Consider the following 6,213-nt stretch of genomic DNA (forward strand, 5'->3'; position numbering starts at 1 on the left):
TCACCGGTTCGCCGTTTCACCGGTTCGCCGTTTTGCCGTCCCGGAAACGACCGCACCGCCGGGCCCGTACCAGGGCCCGGCGGTGTCCGTGCCGCGCGGGAGCGCGGGTCAGGCGGTCATGAACTCGCCCACCCGCAGCGCCCGCTTCACGATCCGGACGTCCCCGATGTGCCCGTGGAAGACCTTGTCCAGCACCCCCGCGTACGCGTAGCCGCCCAGCATCCACGGCCGTCCCAACGTGGTCAGCCCGACCGCGGGCGTCGCCGGGTTGCGCGCCACCTCGCAGCCGTCGACGTACATCCGGCTGAGCTTCCCGTCGTTGACCACCGCGACGTGCCACCAGTGGTCCAGCGGCAGCTGGTGGCCCCAACAGGTCGACGCCCCGGTCTGGTTGAGCGGGTAGACGCACCACTGGAGGGCCGGCGCCTCGGAGACGCTGAGCGTCACGACCGGCTCGTCGGCGTCCGTCCCGGGCCCGCTCCTGCCCGCCTCACCGCTCGTCCCCCAGCGGCTGAGCAGGGCGGACCAGCGGCTCTGCGCGGAGTCCCAGTCGGCGGGCAGCTTGAAGAAGGCCTCGACGGTGAACCCGCGCTCGAAGGTCTCCCGGTTCACCGGCGCGGTGGGCACCGTCTGCAGGTAGCCGCCGCGGACCGGCGAGCGGGTGCCCCTGAACAGCAGGCTGCCGTGGCCCGGCTGGTCCGGGTGGTGCTCGGCGGACCAGCTGAGCGCGCCGTCGGGCGTGCCCGGGGCGCTCTGCCAGAGCAGGTCGTTGCCCTGCCCGCTCAGGTCCTTGACGACCTGCTGCGGGGCGACGGCCGCACCGTCCGCGCCGCCGTTGTCGAACCGCCAGTAGGCCACCGTGTCGCGGACCAGCAGCTCCCCCGCCCGGCGCGCCGGGCGCTGCGGGACGGGCGCGAAGCCGGCGAAGCGGCGCTCGAAGTCGATCGCGAGCGAGAAGCGGTCCACGTCCGAGGTCAGCTCGACGTGCTGGGCCGCCAGCGCGTTGCGCTCCTCGGCCGCGATCTGCTGGATCCACGGCGAGAAGGTCGACACGTCGACGGTGCCGCGGTCGAGGTCGAAGCGGTACGCCCGGATCATCGCCGCACCGCCGTAGTAGCGGTCCTGGTAGTTGGTGATGTGGACGTGCACGTCGTGGCCGGCCCTGTTCCGCAGCACGGTGCGCCCGGGCGGCCAGTAGTGCCCGTTGACGGTCAGGAAGATCTGGTCGTTGCCGTCGATCAGCCGCTCCCAGAGCCGCTTCCCGTTGTCGGACAGCTCGGCGCGGCCGCCGTCGTCGGCGTGCGCCAGGTCGTGGGTGGTCAGGATCACCGGAAGCTTGGGGTTCGCCGCGATCACCCCGTTCGCCCAGGCGAAGCCCGCGTCGGAGAGCCGCCAGTCCAGCGAGAGCACCATCCAGTCGCGGCCCGCCGCCCGGAACACGTGGCAGGTGTTGTAGCCGTCCGGGCTGGAGCCGCGGTAGCCGGAGGTGCGGGCGGCCCTGGCCTTGCTGAAGGTCTCCAGGTACGGGGTGGTGCCGCGCTGGTCGTCGGTCGAGGAGCGGACGTCGTGGTTGCCCGCGAGCACGCCGTAGGCGGCGCCCGCGTCGTCCAGCAGGCCGAACACCTTGGTGACGGCGGCGTACTCGACGGCCAGGCCGTTCTCGGTGACGTCGCCGAGCTGGGCCAGGAAGACGATGTTGTCGTCCGTCCCGTCCTCCCGGTTGACCCCGCCGTCCAGCACGTAGCGGACCGAGGCCTCCAGCGGCGCCGGGTGGATCCGGTCCTGGTCGAACAGGTACTGGGTGTCCGGCATGACCACGACGGTGAACTGCCGGGCGTCCGGGTCGGGCTGCCACCGCCCCTTCCCCTTGCCCTTCTTGGGCGCCTTCACGGCCGCACCCGCAGCGCCCGCCGCCTCGGGCCCGGCCGCCTGCGCCGGCACCGCGCCGAGCAGACCGAGCCCGGCGGTGCCGACCCCCGCGCCCAGCAGACCGGCCCCGCGCAGGAACCGGCGCCGACTGTCCGCGGCCGGCCCCTCCCCGTCGAGGTCGGCCGTCCGCGGGCAGCCGCACTCGTGCTCGGTCGCCTGGTTGTCGTGCATGTTCGCTCCCGGAAGTGGTGTGGGCCCTGACGGTAGGGACCGGGACTGGTCGGAGATCATCGGGCGGGCCATGCCCCGGTGAACAGCGGCCGAATCCGCCGGGCTTCGGGGCCCGGGAGGCGGGCGGCGGTGGGCGACGGCGGGCCCGTGCGGGCGGGTGCCCCGCGGGCGTGTGCCGGCGCCGGAACCGGGTAGGCGCGCCGACGGAACACAACCGGCCGAATCCGTTCGGGGGCCGTCATGGCCGTACGACCCAGCCCAGACCTGCCGCACGCGGGCGGGGCCCGCCGCCGGAGCGGCGAGCGCCACGACTTCCCGCACACCCCGCAGGGCCCCGGCCGGACGATGCCCCAGCTCCGGCCGCAGGAGACGGTGCGCCGGGGCACCGAGCCGGTGACCGCCCGTTCGGACCTGGAGCTGCGGCGGGTGCTCTCCCGGGTCTTCCTCGTCCTGTTCCTCGGCGGGGCGGTGGCGTTCGCCCTGCTGGCCGCGCTGGCCGGCCCGGGCCCCGCGCCCAACCAGGGGACCTACGCCTTCTTCGCCGCCCTGTGCGCCGGGTTCGCCGGCATCACCGCGCTCGACCTGCTGGTGATCCGGCGCCGCCTGGCCGCCGGCCAGGGCCGCGACCGGGCGGGCGGCCCGGGGAGCACAGACTCGGGGACCACGGCCTCGGGAATCAGGCCTCCGGGGCCTCCAGGACACCCGGGCCCCGACCGGCGGGACTGAGCGTGCGGCCCCCGACCGTCACCGGCGCCACAACCATCCCACCGGGTCTGGCCCGCTGGCCGTCCGGCAGACCGCGAGTTTGCATGGAGTCACCGAGCCCCCAGCGATCCGGAGGTAGCGCCGTGTACGAGATGTGGGCCGAGCACGACCCGGCGGTCTCCCCACCCGCCGTGGTGTGGCACGTGGTGGCCAAGGACGACGCGAGCTCCTCGCTGTGCGGGCGGTTCCTGGAGCCCTCCCAGCGCGTCGTCCCAGTGGGCGACGGCGCCGGTGCGGCCGGGCCGGACCGGTACTGCGACCCCTGCCTGGTCACCGTGCGCGAGGCCTTGGCCGCCAGCGCTCGGTGACCTTGTCGTTGCGACCTCCGCCCTCCGTCGCCTTCCTCTTCCTCTCGACACGCGTCGTGGCCGTGTGCGCTCGGCCGCCTGCCCACGACCACGCGCTCACGGCCCACGTGTTCACGACGACGCGCTCTCGGTTCACGACGAGGTGCTCACGGCAGCGGCACCGCCATCAGGCACGGGTGCCGACTGCCCGTTGTGGGAGCCGCCAGGACGGTGGCCACCCCGCCGGTGATCTCCACGCGAAGGTCGCCGTCCGAGCTCTCCCAGACCAGGCCCCCGCCGGGACCGACGGCCTGCGTCTCGTACACGACGACGACGGACGGTGGAGCGTGCCCGCCAATCGGGCCGGGGAGCGTCACCGCGTAGCGGCGGGTGAGGCTTTTCATCTCGGCCTCCTTCTCCCCCCTCCCTGCGCCATGGATTCTCCCCTCATCCGGCCGCTTGTACACGGAGGACCATTGCCCTTCCCGGGGCGACCGGCGCCGTTCCCGTGTCTGCCCGGGCCCGGCACGCCCGCACAGCGACGCGGTCGGCATGCCGCTGTCCGGGTGACGGGACCCGGCGCCGCCGCAGGGCGAACCGTCGCGGTATGGGTCATCGTGACGTGAGAGGACGACACCCGGCCGAGCCCGAGGAGACCGCCCGTGGGAGTGAACGGCGCCGGACCGGACCGGCGGCCCGTGCCGCTGGGCAGCCGCCGCCCCCGGGTGTCGGCGCGCCGGACCCGGGCGGGGGCTCAGGGCCCGGGCCCCGACCCGTATCCGTCCGGGGAGCACGTCCCCTCCGGACTGCGGACGACGGCCGGGTACACCTGGCGGCTGGTGCTGCTCGGGCTCGCCGCCTACCTGGTCGTCGACGTCCTCGCCCGGCTCGAACTGCCGGTCGTCGCACTGTTCGTGGCGCTGGTGATCACCTCCGTGCTGCGCCCGCCGGTCGACCTGCTGGCCCGCGGCATGCCGCGCTCGCTCGCCGTCCTGGTCGTCCTCCTCTGCGCCCTCGCGGTCGTCGGCGGGGTGCTGGCGCTGGTCGGCACCACCGTCGCCGACGAGTGGGGCCGGCTGGGCAACGAGCTGCGCGGCGGCCTCTCCCGGATCGACCACTGGCTCACCGGCGCCCCCTTCCACCTGCGGCCCGGCACCGTCACCGACCTGCGGGCCAAGATCGGCGCCTTCATCTCGACCCACCGCTCCACCCTGCTCAGCACCGCGCTGAGCGGCGCCGGCCGGATCGTCGAGCTGGTCACCGGGCTGGCCCTCGCGGTGTTCTGCTCGGTGTTCTTCCTGCACTCCGGCGACCGGATGTGGGCCTGGGCGCAGCGGCAGCTGCCGGTCCGGAGCCGTTCGGCCTGGGACCGCGCCGGCCGTGCCGCCTGGCTCACCTTCGCGGGCTACACCCGGGGCGTGCTGATCGTGGCGGCCTCCAACGCGGTGCTGGTGGGCATCGCGCTGGCGATCCTGCGGGTGCCGCTGGTCCTGCCGCTGATGGTGCTGGAGTTCGCGGCGACCCTCATCCCGCTGATCGGTTCCCCGATCGCCCTGGCGGTCGCCGCCGTGGTCGCGCTCGCCGCCCGGGGGCCGGTGATCGCGCTGCTGGTGCTCGCGCTGATCGTGGTAATCGGCCAGATCGAGGGGCACCTGCTGCATCCGCTGGTGCTCAGCTGGTCCGTCCGCATCCACCCGGTGGTGATCGCGGTGTCGGTGGCCGGCGGCGCGGTGCTGGCGGGGGTCCTGGGCGCGGTGGTGGCGGTGCCGGTGGTGTCGGTCGGCTGGGCGGTGCTCGGCGAGCTTCGCACCCGCGGCACGCCCGGCCTCCCGGGGGTGCAGGCCGCTGCGGCGGGCGACCGGCCCGGCCGCGGAGCGGACCGGGGTCGGCGCCCGGAGCCGGGCGGGGGCGGCCGGCCCGGCGAGTGAGGGCGCCGCGCCTGTTCGTCACAGGCCCGGCTCGTCGTCGGGCTCCCGGTCCGCTGTCAGCAGCCGCCACCGCAACACGCCGCGCTCCCCCGTAGCGGCGCCCACCGGCCGAGGCTCGGTGCCTCTCCCGTCCCGTTCACCGGCGCGTACTCCGGCGGCACGGGTCGCCCTCCCCACCGCCCGGCTGGTCCGCCCGGCCCCCCGCAGTGGGGCCGTTGGGCCCTGGCCGCGCGGCCGGGGGCCCGGGATCCTGGTCGCCGGTATGCGCCGGCTGGGAGTGGAAGGGCCTGGGGATGGGCGAGTTGGTCACGGTGAGGGCGTTCGAGGGGCTGACCGGCGAGGTCCTGGCCGAGACGCGGGCCCGGGTGGCCGCCGCGGCGGCGGCTCCGGGGGTGGGGACGCTGGTGGAGGCCCTGCGGGTCCGGCTCGCGGCCGTGGCCGGGGGCGTGCTGGCGCAGGTGAACGCCGAGGTGGACGGTCGGCGGATCCGCGTCCAGGAGGCCGCGGCCGGGCTGGGCGACTCCATCGACCGGGTGAGCGACGCGCTGCGCGGCAGGATCAGGGCCGTCACCGGGGCCTGGGCGCCGCGCCCCTGGCCGGGCCACCGTGCGCCGGACTCCAGTGGGCCGGCCTCCGGCGGGCCGGGCGGCGGGGCCGTCCGCGAGCTCCGGGTGGTCCGCCGCAAGGAGCCCTCGCTGGTGTGGTGCTCGCCGGCGGCCGCCGCCCGGACCATGGACGCGATGGACTACGACATCCACCTGTTCACCGATCCGGCGACCGAGACCGACGCCGTGGTCTACCGGGTCGGGCCGACCGGCTACCGCCTCGCCCGTACCGTCCCCGCCGGTCCGCCCGGCCGCCGGACCTCGCCGATCACCCTCAGCCCGCACGGCGCGCCCCGGCTGACGGAGGCGCAGGCCGTCGACCGGCTGGCGGGCGCGGAGCTGCCGTTCCTGTTCTTCGCCCACCCGGTCAGCGGCCGGGGCCGGGTGCTCTACCGCCGCTTCGACGGCCGGCTCGGCCTGATCGCCGGGCACGCCTGACGGCCACGGGGCCCTTTCCAGCGCCCCTGGCCCTTGGGCGGAACCGCGCCGCGCCCCCGCCGAGCGGTCGCTCGACGGGGGCGCGGCGTG

6 protein-coding genes are annotated in these 6,213 nt (G+C 75.6%); 4 read left to right on the forward strand and 2 right to left on the reverse strand.

Annotation, left to right across the window (positions count from 1 at the left end):
• Positions 1–108 precede the first annotated feature (108 nt).
• Positions 109–2,100, reverse strand: coding sequence for a LamG-like jellyroll fold domain-containing protein (locus ACWDCZ_RS29565; RefSeq protein WP_449817418.1), 1,992 nt, complete (start codon positions 2,098–2,100; stop codon positions 109–111).
• Between the two features lie 240 nt (positions 2,101–2,340).
• Here ACWDCZ_RS29565 and ACWDCZ_RS29570 point away from each other — a divergent pair, with 240 nt between their 5' ends.
• A complete protein-coding gene (locus ACWDCZ_RS29570; RefSeq protein ID WP_449817419.1) occupies positions 2,341–2,826 on the forward strand; it encodes a DUF6343 family protein in 486 nt (161 codons plus the stop codon).
• A 122-nt stretch (positions 2,827–2,948) separates the two neighbouring features.
• Entirely contained in the window at positions 2,949–3,173 is a 225-nt protein-coding gene (locus ACWDCZ_RS29575) for a hypothetical protein (RefSeq protein WP_049656887.1), read from the forward strand.
• Positions 3,174–3,319: 146 nt separating this feature from the next.
• Here the strand turns inward: ACWDCZ_RS29575 and ACWDCZ_RS29580 are convergent, their stop codons facing one another.
• Positions 3,320–3,556 carry a DUF6296 family protein gene (locus ACWDCZ_RS29580; protein ID WP_049656889.1) on the reverse strand — a complete coding sequence of 79 codons (237 nt, stop codon included), beginning with the start codon at positions 3,554–3,556 and terminating at the stop codon, positions 3,320–3,322.
• Between the two features lie 264 nt (positions 3,557–3,820).
• Between ACWDCZ_RS29580 and ACWDCZ_RS29585 the strand changes: the two genes are divergently transcribed.
• On the forward strand, positions 3,821–5,080 hold the full coding sequence (locus tag ACWDCZ_RS29585; RefSeq protein ID WP_449817423.1) for an AI-2E family transporter: 1,260 nt from the start codon (positions 3,821–3,823) through the stop codon (positions 5,078–5,080).
• A 293-nt stretch (positions 5,081–5,373) separates the two neighbouring features.
• Positions 5,374–6,123 (forward strand): sigma 54 modulation/S30EA ribosomal C-terminal domain-containing protein, encoded by a 750-nt coding sequence (locus tag ACWDCZ_RS29590; RefSeq protein ID WP_449817420.1) that lies wholly within the window; start codon positions 5,374–5,376, stop codon positions 6,121–6,123.
• Positions 6,124–6,213 lie beyond the last annotated feature (90 nt).

The organism is Kitasatospora sp. NPDC001225 (assembly GCF_053597855.1).